This is a genomic window from Streptomyces coeruleorubidus, from assembly GCF_008705135.1.
Lineage (GTDB): Bacteria > Actinomycetota > Actinomycetes > Streptomycetales > Streptomycetaceae > Streptomyces > Streptomyces coeruleofuscus.
Genome location: NZ_CP023694.1, coordinates 7,514,556 through 7,530,800 on the forward strand (window position 1 = coordinate 7,514,556; position 16,245 = coordinate 7,530,800).

The window sequence follows — 16,245 nt, forward strand, 5'->3', positions numbered from 1 at the left end:
GTGCCTTTCGGTGCGGGGGTCAGCGGGGCAGCCAGTCGAAGGCCTCGGCGCTGGGGCGGTCGCCCGGCTTGTACTCGAGGCCGACCCAGCCGTCGTAACCCGCCTTGTTCAGCCGGTCGAGGAGGTCTTCGAGGGGCAGCGAGCCCGTCCCGGGGGCGCCGCGGCCGGGGTTGTCGGCGATCTGGACGTGGCCGGTCTTCGCGGCGTACCGCTCGATCACCTGCGGCAGGTCCTCGCCGTTCATGGACAGGTGGTAGAGGTCCATGAGGAAGCGGGCGTTGCCCAGTCCCGTCGTGTCGTTGACCTTGTCGACGACGCCGACGGCGGCCGGTGCCGACACCAGCGGATACGCCGGCGACTCGATCTGGTTCAGCGCCTCGATCAGCAGGATCGCGCCGATCCGGTCGGCGGCCCGGGCCGCGAGCGCCAGGTTCTCCAGCGCGAGCGCGTCCTGCTCGGCCGGGTCCGTGCCCTCGACGCGGTTGCCGTACAGGGCGTTGAGCGCCGTGCAGCCCAGGGAGGCGGCGAAGCCGGCCGCCACGTCGATGTTGGCGCGGAACCTCTCCGACTCCTCGCCCGGGATCGACAGGGCGCCACGGTCGGGGCCGGGCAGTTGACCGGCGTAGAAGTTGAGGCCCGTGAGCTGGACGCCGGCGTCCTCGACGGCCTTCTTCAGCGCGTCGAGCTCCGACTGTTCAGGGGTGGGCGAGTCGACCCAGGGCCACCACAGCTCGACCGCCGTGAAGCCGGCCGCGGCGGCGGCCGCGGGACGCTCCAGGAGCGGGAGTTCCGTGAAGAGGATCGACAGGTTGACGTTGAAGCGCTGGTCTGCGAATCCCATCGGGCCGCGCTCCCTTCCGCTAGTTTCGCATTATGGAAGTTGCTTTCTGCTTACCGGAAGACTGCCGCCGGGCGTCGTGGCTTGTCAAGGGGCGGGAGCTGCGTTGGGTCGTGATCCCGTGGCCTGGACATGTGTGAGGTCCACCGTCCTGGGCGGCGCGAGGTCGCGGCTCGGCGGGAGAGTGACGGAGGCCGGCCTTTCGGCGCTGAGCAGGAGGGACGCGACTCGCGTCCCTCCTGTCTCATGTTCCTCTGGGGGGGACTCCTTTGATCACGACACCGTCCGGCGGCCGTCACAGACGCCGGATACGCATCGCCCTGCCCGTCGTCGCCGCCGGCGTCGCCGCGGCCGTCGCCGCCGCGCTGATGACCTCATCCGCCGGTGCGGCCACCGCCGTGCCGAACCCGACGGTCGAGCCGGTCATCGGCTCGCCCTCGCTCCCCACCCTGGAAAAGCGCATCGCGGGCGCCCTCGCCGGCGACGACACCCCGGGGCGGACGACCGAGAAGTCGTCGCTCAGCTCCGGCACGAGCACGTCGGGCATCGACCCGAAGATCATCGGTGGCAGCGAGACCACCATCAGCACGGCCCCGTGGATGGCCCAGCTCTGGTACCACGACGACAGGAGCACCCCCGAGGCCGACGACGACGTGAGCTTCTTCTGCGGTGGCGCGGTCGTGGCACCGACGAAGATCCTTACCGCCGCCCACTGCCTCAGGCACGACAACAGGAACTACGACTGGCAGGCCCACGGCGCCGTCGTCACGGGTACCGCTCAACTGCCCACCACCGACTCCACCGGCACCACCGACCTGCACGGCGGCCAGGCCACGGCCGTGCTGCGCCAGTGGTGGCAATCGGGGTACGACCCGGTGGACAGGGAGGTGGGGAGGTACGAGAGCGACCTCGGCATGCTCACCCTGGCCGTCCCGGTCAAGGCCACCCCGATCCGCATGGTCGCCCACGGCGACACCGCCTCGTACGCCGCCGGCACCCAGGCCAAGGTCTACGGCTGGGGCCGTACCAGCTCCACCAGCCAGGACCTGTCCCAGACGCTGCGGACGGCCACGCTGACCCTGCGCTCCGACAGCACCTGCGCCGGCGTCTACGACGTGGCCTACGTCCCGGGGCGCATGGTCTGCGCGGGCACGCAGAGCGGGAGCGACACCGGTACCAGCGCGGCGTGCAACGGAGACTCCGGCGGCCCGCTCGTGGTGGGCGGCAGGATCGCCGGAGTGGTCTCCTGGGGCAGGAACTGCGTGGAGAAGGGCTACTACAGCGTCTTCACCAGAGTGAGTGCCTACGCCGGCTCCGCCTGCAGGCAGATCGACGACACGAACCTGAGCACCTTCAACGGCAGGGCCGACGGAAAGGCCGACATCTTCGTCCGGGAGTCCGCCACGAAGACCGGCTACGAGAAGGACTCCAACGGCAGCTCCTTCGGCGCCCGCGCCTCCTGGGGCAACTGGAGCGGCGTCAACCTGGTCCTTCAGACGGACCTCAACCGGGACGGCTACCAGGACCTGATCTACCGGGTCAGCTCCACCGGTGACGTGTACTGGGAACACTTCGTGCTCAACAGCGCCCGCACGGGCGGCTCGTGGACCGACACGAAGATCGCCACCGGCTGGAAGACCCGTACCCGGATCATCGTGCCGGGCGACGTCACCGGCGACTACCTGCCCGACCTGCTGTCGGTGGACTCCGGCGGGACCATGTGGATCTACCCGGGCAAGGGCAACGGCACCTTCGGCTCGCGCTTCTCGGTCCGCACCGGCTGGAACCAGTACAACTCCGTGCGCGGCCACGGCGACTTCACCGGTGACGGCAGAGCCGATCTGCTCGCCCGCCAGTCCAGCACCGGCGACCTGTACCTGTACAAGGCCACCGGCAAGGCCGGCTCCGAGGCCCTCTCCTCCCGGATCAAGGTGCGCAGCGCCTGGACCGGCTACAACGCCTTCGACGCGGTCGGCGACATCAGCGGTGACGGCAACGCCGACTTCCTGGCCCGCACCCCCGGCGGCACGCTCTACCTCTACAAGGGCACCGGGAAGGCGACCTCCGAGATCTTCGCTCCTCGGGTCTCGGTCGGCACCGGTTTCCAGCAGTACGACATCTGGGGCTGAAACCGCAGGTGAGCGAGGCTCACCCCGCCGGTAACGGTCACACACGGCGCCCATCGCCGCCCGCGGTGGGCGCTGGGCGCCGTGTGCCCAGCCCTCCCCTTCCCGGCCACGACTCCCGGCGGTGGAGGACGATGGAGACCGATGGAGGACGGGTGCCCGCGCGCGGAACGCGGAGTGCCCGCGCAGCCGGTCCGGTCCGCCCCGGGGTCGGCTAGGGTCGCACAGGTCACAACGGTTCTGGGGGCAGTATGCGACTGAGAGTGGAGTTCACCACCGAGCCCTTCGACCTCGATGAGGCGCCCGCGCACGCGGTGGTCGCCCGCGAGGTCGTGGAGGCCGCCGAACTGGACGCAGTGGACGTGGGCCCGTTCGGCAACACCGCCGAGGGCGGCGCCGACGCGGTGCTCACCGCCGTGGACGCCCTGCTCCGCAAGACCCTGGAGGCGGGCGCCACCCGGGTCTCGCTCCAGGTCAACGTGATCGAGGAGGGCGAGGCATGAGCGGCGCCGGGGACGAGCCGTTCATCGCGGCGGTGAAGCCCCTGGTCGACGCCATGGGCGGCGAGATGATCCCGCCCGACGAGGCAGGCCCCGACGACGTCGTCCTGTCCTGGGAGGGCACCGACGCCGTCGCCGTACGGCTGCCGCAGCTCGCCGACTCCCTCGACCACATCCTCGCCGCCATGGAGCGCCGCAAGGGCATGCCGCTGGCCGACCTGGACCGCAAGGCCAAGCAGGAGGTCGTACGGATACTCGAGGCGCGCGGCGCCTTCTCCGTACGGCACGGGGTGGAGACCGTGGCGAGCGCCCTGGGCGTCAGCCGCTTCACCGTCTACAACTACCTCAACCGCGAGAAGGGCACCTGACCGGGCCCATGCCCTGACCGGGCTCATGCCCGGTTTCGCCGCCTCGCCGGGTTTCGACACACGGAATTTTCAACAAACTGTTGACGTGCTGTCGCGGGAGGGCGTTAGCTATCGGCACGCCCGTTCAGCACGAAGGCCGTACCCGGCCACGGAGGCTCCCGTGACTTCCACTTCCACGCCGCCGGGCCTGGCCCGGTTCAACGCCCTCGAGGAGCACGCGGCCTTCACCGCGCTCCACGAGGCGTGCGCCTCCACGGCGTGGGCGAAGCGGCTGCTCGCCGCCCGTCCCTACGCCACCCCCGAGGCGCTGTACGCCGCGAGCGACGCCGCCATGGCGGAGCTGACGGCGCAGGACCTCGCGGAGGCGATGGCCGGCCACCCGCCCATCGGCCGCCCGAAACCCGGCGACCCGACCTCGGCCAGGGAGCAGCGCGGCATGGCCGGCGCCTCCGACGCACTCAAGGCCGAGATGCTGGAGCTGAACCTCGCCTACCAGGAGAAGTTCGGCCACGTCTTCCTGATCTGCGCCACCGGCCGGACCGGCGAGCAGATGCGGGACGCGGTCAGGGAGCGGATCGGCAACACGCCGGAGCGGGAGCGGGAGATCGTCCGCACCGAACTGGGGAAGATCAACCGCATCCGCCTGGCCCGACTCGTCGAAGAGGACTGACAGCAGCATGAGCACCTCCGCCACCGCGTCCGTGTCCACGCACATCCTGGACACCAGCGCCGGCCGCCCCGCCGAGGGCGTCGCCGTCCAGCTCTCCGCCCGCAGCGGGCGCGCGGCCCACTGGCAGGCGCTCGGCGGCTCCGCGACCGACGCGGACGGCCGGTGCAAGGACCTCCCGGCCCTGCCGGAGGGGACCACCCAGGTACGGCTCGACTTCGCGGTGGAGCCGTACTTCGAGAAGAAGCAAGCCGATGCGCAGCAGGACGCCCCCGCGAATCGGGACAGCGGCGCCGGGGTGTTCTTCCCGGAGGTGGCGATCACGTTCGCCGTCGTACCGGGCGAGCACTACCACGTACCGCTGCTGCTCAACCCGTTCGGCTACTCCGTATACCGAGGGAGCTAGCTACTCATGCCCACCATTCTGGGACAGAACCAGTACGGCAAGGCCGAGAACCGAGTCGTCAAGATCACGCGGGACGGCGCCACCCACCACATCAAGGACCTGAACGTCTCCGTGTCGCTGAGCGGCGACATGGAAGAGGTCCACTACTCCGGCTCGAACGCCAACGTCCTGCCCACCGACACCACCAAGAACACGGTGTACGCGTTCGCCAAGGAGCACGGCATCGAGTCCGCCGAGCAGTTCGGCATCCACCTCGCCCGTCACTTCGTCACCAGCCAGGAGCCGATCCACCGGGCCCGGATCCGCATCGAGGAGTACGCCTGGGAGCGGATCGAGGCCTCCGACGCCAACTCGCGGTTCATCGGCGCCGACGAGGTCAAGCACTCCTTCGTACGCAAGGGCCAGGAGACCCGGCTCACCCAGATCACCTACGACGGCTCGTCGTGGGAGGTGATCTCGGGTCTGAAGGACCTCGTCGTGATGAACTCGACCAACTCCGAGTTCTGGGGCTACGTCAAGGACAAGTACACGACGCTGAAGGAGGCCTACGACCGCATCCTGGCCACCCAGGTCTCCGGCCGCTGGCGGTTCAACTGGACCGACGACGACCAGCGCATGCCCAAGTGGGAGAAGTCCTACGAGCAGACGAAGAAGCACATGCTCCAGGCCTTCGCCGAGACGTACTCGCTCTCGCTCCAGCAGACGATGTACCAGATGGGCGCGCGGATCATCGACAACCGCAGCGAGATCGACGAGGTCCGCTTCTCCCTCCCGAACAAGCACCACTTCCTGGTCGACCTGGAGCCGTTCGGGCTGAAGAACGACAACGAGGTGTACTACGCCGCCGACCGCCCCTACGGCCTGATCGAGGCGACGATCCTGCGGGACGGCTGCGAGGCGAGGATCCCCGTGGACCTGACCAACCTCTGACGCCCCTCCCGACGTTCCCTCTTTCGGCACCCGTGGCCGGGGAACCCTTCTCCTCGGCCACGGCACTCAAACTCCCAGGGTCCTGCCGTGCCCCCTCCAACCCAGCGCAAAGGACGAACCATGGCAGCAGCCCGGCGCATCGTCATCGAGAACTGTGCGATCGCGACCGTCGACGCCGACGACACCGAGTACGCCTCCGGGCACGTCGTCCTCGCCGGCAACCGCATCGAGTCGGTCGGCGCGGGCAAAGCCCCCGAGGGCCTGGAGAACGTCGTACGCCGTATCGACGCCTCCGGTCACCTCGTCACCCCCGGACTGATCAACACCCACCACCACTTCTACCAGTGGATCACCCGGGGTCTGGCCACGGACCACAACCTCTTCGACTGGCTGGTCGCGCTGTATCCCGTCTGGGCCCGCATCGACGAGCCGATGGTGCGCGCGGCGGCCCGGGGCTCGCTCGCGATGATGGCCCGCGGCGGCGTCACCACCGCCATGGACCACCACTACGTCTTCCCGCAGGGCTCCGGCGACCTGTCCGGCGCGATCATCGGCGCCGCCCGCGACATGGGCGTCCGCTTCACCCTCGCCCGCGGCTCCATGGACCGCAGCGAGAAGGACGGCGGCCTGCCCCCGGACTTCGCCGTCGAGACCCTCGACGGGGCGCTGGCCGCCACCGAGGACACCGTCCGGCGGCACCACGACTCCTCCTTCGACGCCATGACCCAGGTCGCCGTCGCGCCCTGCTCGCCCTTCTCCGTCTCCACCGAACTGATGCGGGACGGCGCCCAGCTCGCCCGCCGCCTCGGCGTACGGCTCCACACCCACGGCTCGGAGACCGTGGAGGAGGAGAAGTTCTGCCACGAACTGTTCGGCATGGGACCGACCGACTACTTCGAGTCCACCGGCTGGCTCGGCGAGGACGTGTGGATGGCGCACTGCGTCCACATGAACGACTCCGACATCGCCGCCTTCGCCCGCACGAGGACCGGCGTCGCGCACTGCCCGTCGTCCAACGCCCGCCTCGCGGCCGGTATCGCCCGCGTCCCCGACATGCTCGCGGCCGGCGTCCCGGTCGGCCTCGGCGTCGACGGCACCGCCTCCAACGAGTCCGGCGAACTCCACACCGAGCTGCGCAACGCCCTCCTCATCAACCGACTCGGCGCGCACAAGGAGGCCGCCCTGAACGCCCGCCAGGCGCTGCGCCTCGGCACGTACGGCGGCGCCCAGGTGCTGGGCCGGGCGGCGGAGACCGGCTCCCTGGAGCCGGGCAAGCTCGCCGACCTGGTCCTGTGGAAGCTGGACACGCTCGCCCACGCCTCCATCGCCGACCCGGTGACCGCCCTGGTCTTCGGCGCGGCGGCCCCGGTCACCGCCTCCTTCGTGGACGGCCGGCAGATCGTCGAGGACGGGCGGCTGCTCACGGCCGACGAGGACGCCATCGCCCGCTCCACGCGGGACGAGGCCCAGCGGCTGGCGAGGATCGCCGCGCAGGGCTGAACACCCGGATGACTCCGGCCGGGAGGGACGGCTCCCGGTCGGTGGCCGCGGACCCGAGCGGGGTCCACGGCGGTCGTCTCCGGGGCGCGCGTACACGCGTGCGCCCCGGAACGGCCACCCCCGTCCCGCACGTCCGGTCCCGCACGACCACCCGCACCACCTCCTTGACACCCACGGCCGTCATCCGGCGCAGCCGTGTAACCGACCGGAGGGAAGCCGCCGTGGCCGACCACCCCGTTGACGAAAAACTCCCCGCGCTCAAGATGGCGACGACCGGCCTCCAGCATGTGGCCGCGATGTACGCGGGAGTCGTCGCCCCACCCCTGATCGTCGGCGCGGCCATCGGCCTGACCGCCACCGACCTGACCTTCCTCACCGGCGCCTGCCTGTTCACCGCGGGCCTCGCCACGTTCCTGCAGACCATCGGCGTCTGGAAGATCGGCGCCCGGCTGCCGTTCGTCAACGGCGTCACCTTCGCCGGTGTCGCCCCGATGACCGCGATCGTCGCCTCCACCGAGGACAAGTCCGACGCCCTGCCGGTCATCTTCGGCGCCGTCATCGTCGCCGGGCTCCTCGGCTTCATAGCCGCCCCCGTCTTCTGCAAGGCGGTCCGCTTCTTCCCGCCGGTGGTGACGGGCACGGTCATCACCCTGATCGGCATCTCGTTGCTCCCGGTCGCCTTCGGCTGGGCGCAGGGCCCCGACCCGGCGGCGCACGACTACGGTTCGGCGACCAACCTCGGGCTGGCCGCCGGCACCCTCGTCGTCGTCCTGCTGCTGCGGCGCTTCACCCGGGGCTTCGTCAAGCAGATCGCGGTGCTGCTCGGCCTGGTCGCGGGCACACTGATCGCGATCCCGTTCGGCGCCACGGACTTCGGCCCGGTCGCCGACGCCGCGGTCATCGGCTTCCCGACCCCCTTCCACTTCGGCGCCCCGCAGTTCCAGCTCGCCGCGATCCTCTCCCTGTGCGTGGTGATGGTGGTGTCGATGACCGAGTCGACCGCCGACATGCTGGCGCTGGGTGAGATCGTCGACCGCCCGGCCGACGAGAAGACCATCGCGGCCGGCCTGCGCGCCGACACCCTCGGCTCCGCGATCAGCCCGCTCTTCAACGGCTTCATGTGCAGCGCCTTCGCACAGAACATCGGCCTGGTCGCGATGACGAAGATCCGCAGCCGGTACGTCGTCGCGGCCGGCGGCGGCTTCCTGGTGCTGATGGGCCTGTGCCCGATGGCCGCCTCGCTGATCGCCGTCGTACCGCGCCCGGTGCTCGGCGGGGCGGGCGTGGTCCTGTTCGGCTCGGTCGCGGCCAGCGGCATCCAGACCCTGGTCCGGGCCGGCCTGGAGAAGGACAACAACGTCCTGATCGTGGCCGTCTCCCTGGCCGTCGGCATCATCCCCATCACGGCGCCGGAGTTCTACCACGCCTTCCCGGAGACGGCGCGGATCGTCCTGGACTCGGGCATCTCGACGGGCTGTGTCGCGGCGGTCCTGCTGAACCTGGTCTTCAACCACCTGGGCCCGCGCGACCGGGACGCCCACGACGTGACCCACCCGATGGAGGCGGGCGAGGAGATCACGGGCGTCCCCCGGACCCCGGCAGCACCATGAGATCGGCCAGAACAGCTCCCAACTCCGCTTAGGCTTCTGCCTCGGTCAACTCACCGTTGACCGGGGGACAGGGGACAGGGGACGAGGGGGAGACGGACCGATGAACCACGCGTCCGAGGTGTTCCGGCCGTTGCAGGCGGACGATCCGCCCACGGTGGCCGGATACCGCCTGGCCGCCCGGCTCGGGGTGAGGTCACGGTGGCGACCGACGTCTTCGCGCTGGGCCAGACGGCGGCGTTCGCGGCGCTGGGCCGACCGCTGTACGGGGACGGCTCCGCGGTCGGGGTGCTGTACCGGATCGTGCACGACGAACCCGACCTGACCGCGCTGCCCGAGCAGCTCCGTCCGTTGATGGCCCGGTGTCTGGCCGCCGACCCGCGGGAGCGGGCGGACTTGGCCGAGATCGTCGAGTGGTGCCGGCAGCGGCTGGGCGCGGACGCCGACGCGGGGGCGGGCCCGGCCGTCTGGCGGGACGTCATGGGGCCGGAGGTGACGGTTCCCTCCCCGGCGGACCTCGACGCCACCCGGGTCTCCCCGGCGACCCTCGACCCGACGCGGGTGCAGAGGCAGCCACTGGTCGTCACGCGGCCACAGACGCAACCGCCGGGGCCGGAGGAGAGACGGGCGCGCAGACGGCGTGGCGCACTGATCACGGCCGCGGCCGTGACGGCGGGGGCGCTGGTGCTGACCGGCCTGGCGTGGACGGTCGCGGACGCGGGGGACAGATTCCGCGACTGGGTGGCGGGCGCACCCTCGACGCCCGGCCCGGAGAAGTCCGGACGGTCGTCCGCGCCGGAGTCGTCGACGGGGGCGCCCTCGGCATCCGGGCCTGCGTCGGGGGCGGGTGGCGGGACACCGGAAGCGTCCCGTCCGACCCCGGCCGCGACCAGCCTCCCTCATGGTGGACATGACCATCTGGAAGAAGGCGGCCTAGAGTCCCAACACCCCCGGCTCCGACGCCAGCTTCCTGAAGTACTCCTGGGGGCCCGGGACCAGCTTGCGGGCCTTCAGGTCCAGCAGGCCGCCGACCGCCGTGATCTCGGCCGCCACCGTGCCGTCGGACTTGCGGACCGTCTGCTCGATGCGGAACGTCTTGCCCTCGCCCCAGGCGAAGGCACAGGTCACCTCGACCTCGTCGCCCGCGAGCAGCTCGCGTTTGTAGCGGATGGTGGTCTCCAGGGCGACCGGGCCCACGCCGCTGCCGATGAGGGCGGACTGGCTGATCCCCGCGGCCCGCAGTAACGACCAGCGGGCGTGTTCCGCGTAGTTCAGATACACGCTCTGGTTGAGATGACCCTGCACGTCGGTCTCGTAACCGCGGACGGTCACCGGGACGGAAAACGGCTCGCTCATGGGCTTCCCTTCTCGCACCGGACACTCGTGGCGTACGCAACGATCCACTGATCTTGGCATGCCCATCACGCTCGGCGCGGCGAGGCCAGGAGGTAACGGGTCCCGGTGCGCGGCTCGCTGTGCTCGCTCACCTGCCAGCCTGCCCCCTCCAAGGTGGCCGCGCAGGTCCGCAGCGCCTCGCCGTCCGGCTCGTACACGGCGACGGCCTCCGGCTGCGGGGTCTCCCGCACCCGGTAGCCCCCGTCGTCCCGCCCGGCCGGGCGGTGTCCGGCCGCCTCCAGCGCCAGTGCGGCGGCCTGCACGAGATGCGTGCGCTCCCAGCCGCACGGCCGCTCCACGGCACCGTCCGGGTTGGTCATCCGGCGCAGCTCCAGCAGCCCCTGCCAGGCGCTGTGCACCTCACGGCGCCGGGCGGGCCCTGTCTCTTGCGCCGCCTCCTCGCCGCCGACGCTCGCGGCGAACACACCGGCGGTGGCGGGGGCCTCGGCCGCGGGCTCGGGCACCTGCATGACGCCCTGCCGCACCCGGTGGCCTTCCGGCGTCAGGAAGTGGTCGTGCGGCGGCCGGGGGTGCCGGAAGGCGAGCCCCCGCTTCACCAGCGCCGCGAGCTGTGACTCCGTACCCCGCAGCCGGCCTGTCACCGGATCGGCGGCGTCGATGACCCGCCGCTGCGCGGCGGTCGGCGGTCGCGTCACGGCGTGCTCCTTTCCGAGCCCGGCCGTCCGGTCCCCTCGGACGGCCCACTGCAACGCTACGACCCGCCTCTGACATCCGCCCCTACTGCCGGTATCCGCCCAGGAACCGCCCGATGCGCCCGATCGCCGCCTCCAGGTCATCGGCGTGGGGAAGGGTCAGGATGCGGAAGTGATCGGGGGCCGGCCAGTTGAAGCCCGTGCCCTGCACCACCTGGATCTTCTCCCGCAGCAGCAGGTCCAGGACGAACTTCTCGTCGTCGTGGATCTTGTGCACCTTGGGGTCGAGGCGCGGGAAGGCGTACAGCGCCCCCTTCGGCTTCACGCAGGTCACGCCGGGAATCTCGTTCAGCTTCTCCCAGGCCACGTCGCGCTGTTCGCGCAGGCGGCCGCCCGGCAGGGTGAGGTCGCGGATGGACTGCCGGCCGCCGAGCGCGGCCTGGATGGCGTACTGGGCGGGGGCATTGGCGCACAGCCGCATGGAGGCCAGCATCGTGAGGCCCTCCAGGTAGTCCTTCGCGTGCTGCCTCGGACCGGTGACCACCAGCCAGCCCGAACGGAAGCCCGCCACGCGGTACGTCTTGGACAGGCCGCAGAAGGTGAGCACCACCAGGTCGGGGGCGAGCGCGGCGGCCGAGTGGTGCACGGCGTCGTCGTAGAGGATCTGGTCGTAGATCTCGTCGGCGAACACCATCAGGCCGTGCCGCCGGGCGAGGTCCAGGATGCCCTCGACGATCTCCTTCGGGTAGACCGCGCCGGTGGGGTTGTTGGGGTTGATGATGACCACGGCCTTCGTGCGGTCCGTGATCTTCGACGCCATGTCGTCCAGGTCCGGGTACCAGTCCGCCTGCTCGTCGCAGAGGTAGTGGACCGCCTTGCCGCCCGCGAGGGTCGTCACGGCCGTCCAGAGGGGGAAGTCCGGGGCGGGGATGAGGATCTCGTCGCCGTCCTCGATCAGTGCCTGGACCGCCATCGACACCAGTTCGGACACGCCGTTGCCGAGGAAGACGTCGTCGACCCCGACCTCCAGGCCCAGTGTCTGGTAGCGCTGGGCGACCGCGCGGCGGGCGGGGAGGATGCCGCGCGAGTCCGTGTAGCCGTGCGCCTGCGGCAGCATCCGGATCATGTCCTGGAGGATCTCCTCCGGCGCCTCGAACCCGAAGAGCGCGGGGTTGCCGGTGTTCAGGCGCAGCACGCTGTGACCGGCCTCCTCCAGCGCGTTGGCGTGCTCTATCACCGGGCCGCGGATCTCGTAACAGACCTCGCTCAGTTTGCTCGACTGCCGGAACTCCATGCGCCGCTTCCCCTCGCCGACTTGTGTTGCTTGGTTTTACCAAGTAGCCGCTTGGAAAGTCCAACAACTTGTCTAGACTGCGTCGCATGCCACCTCGCCGAAGCTACGACCAGTACTGTTCCGCCGCCCGCGCCCTCGACGTCGTCGGCGACCGCTGGACCCTGCTGATCGTCCGGGAGCTCCTCGCCGGTCCCCGCCGCTACACCGACCTGCACGCGGACCTGCCCGGTGTCAGCACGGACGTACTCGCCTCGCGGCTGAAGGACATGGAGCGCGACGGCCTCGCGACCCGCCGCCGGCTGCCCCCGCCCGGCGCGGCCTTCGTGTACGAACTCACCACCCGGGGACGCGAGTTGCTGCCCGTGCTCCAGGCGCTGGGGGAGTGGGGCCGGGCGGAACTCGGGGACCGGCGGCCGACGGACGCGGTACGGGCGCACTGGTTCGCCCTGCCGCTGCTGCGCCTGCTGGACGGGGAGGGGCTCGTCGAAGTCCGCCTGGAGGAGGGGCTGTTCCATCTGCACGCCGGTGCCGAGGAGGGGCCCGTGTACGGCGACGGGCCCGCCCCCGGGGAGCCGGACGCCCGGCTGGTCCTGGACACCGGCACGTGCACGGCGCTCAGCCGGGGGGAGCTGAGCCTGGCCCGGGCCGTGCGGGAGGGCCGGGTCGAGGTGAGCGGCGAGGGCACGCTGGCGAAGGCGCTCCGCGAGGCATGAGAGAAGGCCCGTGTGACGCGAGCCTTCTGATGGCATATCGGGCACTTGGGCCTCAGGAAAGGGGGTTGGGCAGTTCCGCCCACTGGTCCCCGGCCGTCTGCGGCGAGAGCCGCATCAGCGTCAGCGCCTTGGTGGGCAGCGGGTCCGCGCGCAGCGCCGCGAGGCCCGGAGTGCGGGGCAGCTCCCGTACGGCCGTCTCCAGCGCCGCCGTGAGCGCCGCCCCCGACCCCGCCGTGCCGGCCAGCGCTCCCGCCACCAGCGAGCCGAACAGCTTGCGCCGGAGCGTGCGTTCGTCGTCCGTGACCATGCGGGCGGGCAGGTCGGGCACCGCGATGCCGTGCCGGGCGAGACGGGCCGGGCTGACGCGGATGTCGGCCAGGTCGCGGTAGACCAGCCGCAGCGGATCGCCCGCGGGCGACAGGATCACCAGGAGGTTCTGGCCGTGCGCCTCCAGGGCCACGCCCAGCTCCAGCAGCCGCAGACCGACGGTGAGGGCGAGGCGCGCGAAGCCCGCCAGCCAGGCGGGGGAGCGGGGCAGTTCGGTGGTGGCGAGCGCCGCCACGGGCAGGACCCGTTCGCCGTCCCTCGCGTAGGCCTCCGGCGGCTCCCGCAGAACGGCCGCGAAGTCGGGGGAGCCGGCCGCCGCCGCGCCCAGGGTGCGGGTCACGTGCAGAAGCCCGTCGGTGTGTGCCGCCGGCGTCTCGGCGAACTCCGACAGCACCGCGGACGCCGCGACCGAGGCCAGCGAGATGTCCCGCACCGACGACGTCAGCCGGGCACTGAGCGAGGTCTTGACGTGCGACCCCCCGGGCAGCGCCAGCGTCCGCAGCGCCATCAGGGGATGCCCGGCGCGCCGCTCCTCGCACACCCGCTTCAGCACGTGCGCCGCCTGCCACGGGTGCACCGGCAGCACCACCCGCCCCCCGTCCCGCAGATCCCGCGGCCACGCGCCCGTCACCAGGCACTCCTCCGCCCGCACCGGCACCAGCCCCAGCTCCACCACCGGCCGGTGCTCGGGCCCGTAGGCGAGCTGCTCGGCCACCGAGAAACCGGGCCGGGACCGGCAGGTGGGGTGGAACGGATGCCCGTCGACGATCCGCTGCTCCCACTCCCAGTCGTGCTCCGGCCACCCGTCCGTGACGCGCCCCTCCTGCCCCGCCCTCGACAGCGCCAACGAGGCGCCGCTGTGCGCGAGTTCGGCGGCGAAGGACGCGGAGTGCGGTACGGCGAGGTCCGTCACCAGCCGGGCCGGATCGTCGTACTCCGCCTCGTCGAGCCGCAGGACGGTGACGTACGCGCCGGTCGCGTACGGATCCGGCCGCGGGCCGTGCAGCCGGCGGCCGTCGGACAGGTGCAGCGTCAGCCCGTCCCCGCCCTGCTCACGGCGGGTGACCCAGGGCAGCGGATCGTGGGCGAGACCGCGCCACAGACGGGACAGCACGGCCGCCCGGGCACCGGGCACTTCCGCCTCGTACCGCGGCAGGAGACCGGGCCGTACGACGGCCAGTTCGTCGGCGACCTCGGCCTCGGCGGTGGGGGAACGGTGCACGGGCGGGCTCCTCGGGTACGAATAGGGCGTCACGGCGGGATGACGACGGCACGCATACTGATCATCTCCGCCCGGAAGTCCGGAAATCCTTCAAGGACCGCAGGGAACGAGTGGAAGCGTGGACCTCATGCCCCCGCCCGACGGCGACGACTCCGCCCACGGTGACTGTGCCCATGGTGACTCCGCACACGGTGTCTCCGCCCAGGACGACCCGGTCACCGACGGCCTCGCCGAACGGGCCGACGCGTACGCCGCCGTGCCGCTGCTGAACTGCCTGCTGCGGGAGGTGGCGCGGCCGGTGAGCGAGACGGGCGAGCACCGGGTGCACCACCTGCCCGGCGGGGACCGCCTGCTGCGTGTGCGCGGCACGCGGCGGCCCGCCCAGCCGGAGGTCCGTGTAGCCGGCGGCTGGCACCGGGTCGGCCACACCGAGCTGGTCAAACTCGTCGCCGAGGAACTGCGCCGGCACACCGGGCTGTCCAACCACGAACTGCCCGCCGAGATGATCGACAGCCGGGACGCCGTGGCCGCGCTGCTGGCCGCCCGCGCACGGGCCACCCCGCCCGACGACCCCTATCTGCGCTCCGAGCAGTGCCTCCTCACCGGCCACACCCACCACCCGGCCCCCAAGGCACGCGGCGGCGGCCCCGCCGCCGGCTGGCTGCCGTACGCGCCCGAGGCGTACGCCCGTTTCCCGCTGACCCTGCTCGGGCTGCGCGAGGACACCGTCGTCGAGGAGGGCGACACCTCGCCCCTCGACGCCCTCGGTACGGCCCCGCCCGGCTACCGGCTGCTGCCCGCCCACCCCTGGCAGCTCGACCTGGCCGGTCCGGAGCTCGCCGACGCCTTCGCGGACGGCAGACTCGTCCGGCTCGGCACGACCGCCTTCGGCACCTGGCCGACGGCCGCCATCCGCACGCTCTACGCGCCCGGGCCCGACCTCTTCCTGAAGTTCAGCCTGGACGTACGCATCACCAACGACATCCGCCGGCTGTGGCGTCACGACCTGCTCGCCCTGCGCCGGACCGACGCGGCCGTGCGCGCCGCCTTCGAGACGTTCGAAGGCCCCCCGGCCTGGCTCAGCGACCGGGGATACCGCACCGCCGACTTCGCCTTCGAGGCCCTGGCCGTCCTCGTCCGGGACGGCTTCGGAGGCCGTCTCCTGCCCGGTGCGACCCCGCTGCTCGCCGCCGGTCTCGTCGAGGGCTTCGACGGCAGCCCGCTCGACCGGGCCGCCGACCCCGGGGCGTGGTGGTCCGCGTACCTGGCGCAGGTGGTGCCCCCGGCCATGACTGCCTTCGCCCGCCATGGTGTCGTCATCGAGGCGCACCTCCAGAACACCCTGGTCGCCGTGGACGCCGAAGGCACACCCGTGCAGGCGCTGTACCGGGACGCCGAGGGCGTGAAACTCCTGCCGGACGTGGAGCGGGAAGCCGGCTGGGAGCGGCTCGTGTACTGCCTGGTCGTCAACCACCTCGGCGAGATCGCCGGCGCCCTCGCGGAACGCCACCCCGGCCTCGACCCCTGGCCCGCCGCCCGCCGCGAACTCGCCCGCCACGACGTCCCTGAGATTCCCGCCCTGCTCGCCTCACCCACCCTCCCCGGCAAGACGAACCTGCTGCTCCGCTGGACGGGCGCGGACGGCGCGGACGCGCGCTACCTGCCGCTGCCCAACCCGCTGCGCGGCGCCTGAGGGCAG

Annotated in this window: 15 protein-coding genes and 1 pseudogene; 11 read left to right on the top strand and 5 right to left on the bottom strand. The window is 71.8% G+C overall.

Annotated features, from left to right (window positions below):
• Positions 1–19: 19 nt before the first annotated feature.
• A complete protein-coding gene (locus tag CP976_RS34655; RefSeq protein ID WP_150483863.1) occupies positions 20–841 on the bottom strand; it encodes a TIM barrel protein in 822 nt (273 codons plus the stop codon).
• A 365-nt stretch (positions 842–1,206) separates the two neighbouring features.
• Between CP976_RS34655 and CP976_RS34660 the strand changes: the two genes are divergently transcribed.
• From CP976_RS34660 to CP976_RS44810, 9 genes and pseudogenes are all read left to right on the top strand, one after another.
• Complete coding sequence (locus CP976_RS34660) at positions 1,207–2,967, top strand: trypsin-like serine protease (protein ID WP_150485624.1); 1,761 nt, start codon at positions 1,207–1,209, stop codon at positions 2,965–2,967.
• Positions 2,968–3,215: 248 nt separating this feature from the next.
• Positions 3,216–3,467 carry a YkoF family thiamine-binding protein gene (locus CP976_RS34665; RefSeq protein ID WP_059419634.1) on the top strand — a complete coding sequence of 84 codons (252 nt, stop codon included), beginning with the start codon at positions 3,216–3,218 and terminating at the stop codon, positions 3,465–3,467.
• Positions 3,464–3,832, top strand: a complete 369-nt coding sequence (locus CP976_RS34670) for a helix-turn-helix domain-containing protein (protein ID WP_150483864.1) — start codon at positions 3,464–3,466, stop codon at positions 3,830–3,832. Before CP976_RS34665 ends, CP976_RS34670 begins: the two co-directional genes overlap by 4 nt.
• A gap of 160 nt (positions 3,833–3,992) precedes the next feature.
• Positions 3,993–4,502 (top strand): 2-oxo-4-hydroxy-4-carboxy-5-ureidoimidazoline decarboxylase, encoded by a 510-nt coding sequence (uraD, locus tag CP976_RS34675; protein WP_150483865.1) that lies wholly within the window; start codon positions 3,993–3,995, stop codon positions 4,500–4,502.
• Between the two features lie 7 nt (positions 4,503–4,509).
• The gene (gene uraH / locus CP976_RS34680; RefSeq protein ID WP_150483866.1) at positions 4,510–4,905 is read left to right on the top strand and encodes a hydroxyisourate hydrolase; all 396 of its coding nucleotides are present in this window, start codon (positions 4,510–4,512) and stop codon (positions 4,903–4,905) included.
• A gap of 6 nt (positions 4,906–4,911) precedes the next feature.
• A complete protein-coding gene (gene pucL / locus CP976_RS34685; RefSeq protein WP_150483867.1) occupies positions 4,912–5,835 on the top strand; it encodes a factor-independent urate hydroxylase in 924 nt (307 codons plus the stop codon).
• 120 nt (positions 5,836–5,955) lie between these two features.
• Entirely contained in the window at positions 5,956–7,335 is a 1,380-nt protein-coding gene (locus CP976_RS34690; RefSeq protein ID WP_150483868.1) for an 8-oxoguanine deaminase, read from the top strand.
• Positions 7,336–7,556: 221 nt separating this feature from the next.
• Complete coding sequence (locus CP976_RS34695; RefSeq protein ID WP_150483869.1) at positions 7,557–8,945, top strand: nucleobase:cation symporter-2 family protein; 1,389 nt, start codon at positions 7,557–7,559, stop codon at positions 8,943–8,945.
• Between the two features lie 168 nt (positions 8,946–9,113).
• Positions 9,114–9,842 (top strand): annotated as a pseudogene (locus tag CP976_RS44810) (serine/threonine-protein kinase); the annotation flags it as partial.
• Between the two features lie 33 nt (positions 9,843–9,875).
• Here the strand turns inward: CP976_RS44810 and CP976_RS34705 are convergent.
• From CP976_RS34705 to CP976_RS34715, 3 genes are all read right to left on the bottom strand, one after another.
• Positions 9,876–10,298, bottom strand: a complete 423-nt coding sequence (locus CP976_RS34705) for an acyl-CoA thioesterase (protein ID WP_150483870.1) — start codon at positions 10,296–10,298, stop codon at positions 9,876–9,878.
• A 65-nt stretch (positions 10,299–10,363) separates the two neighbouring features.
• Positions 10,364–10,993 (bottom strand): hypothetical protein, encoded by a 630-nt coding sequence (locus CP976_RS34710; RefSeq protein WP_150483871.1) that lies wholly within the window; start codon positions 10,991–10,993, stop codon positions 10,364–10,366.
• Positions 10,994–11,075: 82 nt separating this feature from the next.
• On the bottom strand, positions 11,076–12,284 hold the full coding sequence (locus CP976_RS34715) for a pyridoxal phosphate-dependent aminotransferase (protein ID WP_150483872.1): 1,209 nt from the start codon (positions 12,282–12,284) through the stop codon (positions 11,076–11,078).
• An 86-nt stretch (positions 12,285–12,370) separates the two neighbouring features.
• Here CP976_RS34715 and CP976_RS34720 point away from each other — a divergent pair, with 86 nt between their 5' ends.
• Complete coding sequence (locus tag CP976_RS34720; protein WP_150483873.1) at positions 12,371–12,997, top strand: winged helix-turn-helix transcriptional regulator; 627 nt, start codon at positions 12,371–12,373, stop codon at positions 12,995–12,997.
• Between the two features lie 52 nt (positions 12,998–13,049).
• Here the strand turns inward: CP976_RS34720 and CP976_RS34725 are convergent, their stop codons facing one another.
• The gene (locus tag CP976_RS34725) at positions 13,050–14,546 is read right to left on the bottom strand and encodes an IucA/IucC family protein (RefSeq protein WP_150483874.1); all 1,497 of its coding nucleotides are present in this window, start codon (positions 14,544–14,546) and stop codon (positions 13,050–13,052) included.
• Positions 14,547–14,673: 127 nt separating this feature from the next.
• Between CP976_RS34725 and CP976_RS34730 the strand changes: the two genes are divergently transcribed.
• Positions 14,674–16,239 carry an IucA/IucC family protein gene (locus CP976_RS34730; RefSeq protein ID WP_150485625.1) on the top strand — a complete coding sequence of 522 codons (1,566 nt, stop codon included), beginning with the start codon at positions 14,674–14,676 and terminating at the stop codon, positions 16,237–16,239.
• Positions 16,240–16,245: the final 6 nt, after the last annotated feature.

Coding starts and splice junctions, on each gene's coding strand:
- CP976_RS34655 (WP_150483863.1), bottom strand. CDS start 841: ATGGGATTCGCAGACCAGCGCTTCAACGTCAACCTGTCGATCCTCTTC.
- CP976_RS34660 (WP_150485624.1), top strand. CDS start 1,207: ATGACCTCATCCGCCGGTGCGGCCACCGCCGTGCCGAACCCGACGGTC.
- CP976_RS34665 (WP_059419634.1), top strand. CDS start 3,216: ATGCGACTGAGAGTGGAGTTCACCACCGAGCCCTTCGACCTCGATGAG.
- CP976_RS34670 (WP_150483864.1), top strand. CDS start 3,464: ATGAGCGGCGCCGGGGACGAGCCGTTCATCGCGGCGGTGAAGCCCCTG.
- uraH (WP_150483866.1), top strand. CDS start 4,510: ATGAGCACCTCCGCCACCGCGTCCGTGTCCACGCACATCCTGGACACC.
- pucL (WP_150483867.1), top strand. CDS start 4,912: ATGCCCACCATTCTGGGACAGAACCAGTACGGCAAGGCCGAGAACCGA.
- CP976_RS34690 (WP_150483868.1), top strand. CDS start 5,956: ATGGCAGCAGCCCGGCGCATCGTCATCGAGAACTGTGCGATCGCGACC.
- CP976_RS34705 (WP_150483870.1), bottom strand. CDS start 10,298: ATGAGCGAGCCGTTTTCCGTCCCGGTGACCGTCCGCGGTTACGAGACC.
- CP976_RS34715 (WP_150483872.1), bottom strand. CDS start 12,284: ATGGAGTTCCGGCAGTCGAGCAAACTGAGCGAGGTCTGTTACGAGATC.
- CP976_RS34720 (WP_150483873.1), top strand. CDS start 12,371: ATGCCACCTCGCCGAAGCTACGACCAGTACTGTTCCGCCGCCCGCGCC.
- CP976_RS34730 (WP_150485625.1), top strand. CDS start 14,674: ATGCCCCCGCCCGACGGCGACGACTCCGCCCACGGTGACTGTGCCCAT.